Annotated in this window: 1 rRNA gene; it reads left to right on the top strand. The window is 54.2% G+C overall.

The annotated features are described in order from the left end of the window. Window positions 1-1,700 (top strand): 23S ribosomal RNA (locus GUA98_RS29225); the annotation flags it as partial. Window positions 1,701-1,710: the final 10 nt, after the last annotated feature.

Genomic DNA, 1,710 nt, shown 5'->3' with positions numbered 1-1,710 from the left:
CAGGGGTAGGGGAGCGTTGTATAAGGGTTGAAGGTGTACCGTAAGGAGCGCTGGACATTATACAAGTGAGAATGCCGGTATGAGTAACGAAAAGATCAGTGAGAATCTGATCCGCCGAAAGCCTAAGGGTTCCTGAGGAAGGCTCGTCCGCTCAGGGTAAGTCGGGACCTAAGGCGAGGCCGAAAGGCGTAGTCGAAGGACAACAGGTCGAAATTCCTGTACCACCGTAAATCGTTACGAGCGATGGGGGGACGCAGTAGGGTAGTGACGCAGACTGATGGATGTCTGTCCAAGCAGTGAGGCTGATGTGTAGGCAAATCCGCACATCGTAAGGCTGAGCTGTGATGGGGAGTGAAAATTACAGTAGCGAAGGTCATGATCTCACACTGCCAAGAAAAGCCTCTAGCCAGATGAAGGTGCCCGTACCGCAAACCGACACAGGTAGGCGAGAAGAGAATTCTAAGGCGCGCGGAAGAACTCTCGTTAAGGAACTCGGCAAAATGACCCCGTAACTTCGGGAGAAGGGGTGCCCCGGTAGTGTGAATAGCACGAGGGGGCCGCAGTGAAAAGGCCCAAGCGACTGTTTAGCAAAAACACAGGTCTGTGCGAAGCCGTAAGGCGAAGTATACGGGCTGACGCCTGCCCGGTGCTGGAAGGTTAAGGGGAGCGGTTAGGAGCAATCCGAAGCTGTGAACCGAAGCCCCAGTAAACGGCGGCCGTAACTATAACGGTCCTAAGGTAGCGAAATTCCTTGTCAGGTAAATTCTGACCCGCACGAATGGCGTAACGACTTGGGCGCTGTCTCAACGAGAGATCCGGTGAAATTTTAATACCTGTGAAGATGCAGGTTACCCGCGACAAGACGGAAAGACCCCATGGAGCTTTACTGCAGCTTGATATTGAATTTGGGTACGATCTGTACAGGATAGGTGGGAGCCTTTGAAGCATGAGCGCCAGCTTGTGTGGAGGCACCGTTGGGATACCACCCTGATCGTATCTAGGTTCTAACCTGGTGCCCTTAGCGGGTACGGGGACAGTGTCAGGTGGGCAGTTTGACTGGGGCGGTCGCCTCCTAAAGAGTAACGGAGGCGCCCAAAGGTTCCCTCAGAATGGTTGGAAATCATTCGAAGAGTGCAAAGGCATAAGGGAGCTTGACTGCGAGACCTACAAGTCGAGCAGGGACGAAAGTCGGGCTTAGTGATCCGGTGGTACCGCATGGAAGGGCCATCGCTCAACGGATAAAAGCTACCCTGGGGATAACAGGCTTATCTCCCCCAAGAGTCCACATCGACGGGGAGGTTTGGCACCTCGATGTCGGCTCATCGCATCCTGGGGCTGAAGTAGGTCCCAAGGGTTGGGCTGTTCGCCCATTAAAGCGGTACGCGAGCTGGGTTCAGAACGTCGTGAGACAGTTCGGTCCCTATCTGTCGTGGGCGTAGGAAATTTGAGAGGAGCTGTCCTTAGTACGAGAGGACCGGGATGGACGTACCGCTGGTGTACCAGTTGTTCCGCCAGGAGCACCGCTGGGTAGCTATGTACGGACGGGATAAGCGCTGAAAGCATCTAAGCGTGAAGCCCCCCTCAAGATGAGATTTCCCAGTATGTAAGACCCCTTGAAGACGACGAGGTAGATAGGCTGGGGGTGGAAGTGCAGTAATGCATGGAGCTGACCAGTACTAATCGGTCGAGGGCTTATCCAAATTGCAGGTT

Origin of the sequence: Paenibacillus sp. P13VS (genome assembly GCF_015143645.1) — a bacterium.
GTDB classification, from domain to species: domain Bacteria; phylum Bacillota; class Bacilli; order Paenibacillales; family Paenibacillaceae; genus Paenibacillus; species Paenibacillus xylanilyticus_A.
The sequence above is the reverse complement of the archived record's forward strand: the minus strand, read 5'-3'. Positions and strand labels throughout refer to the sequence as shown.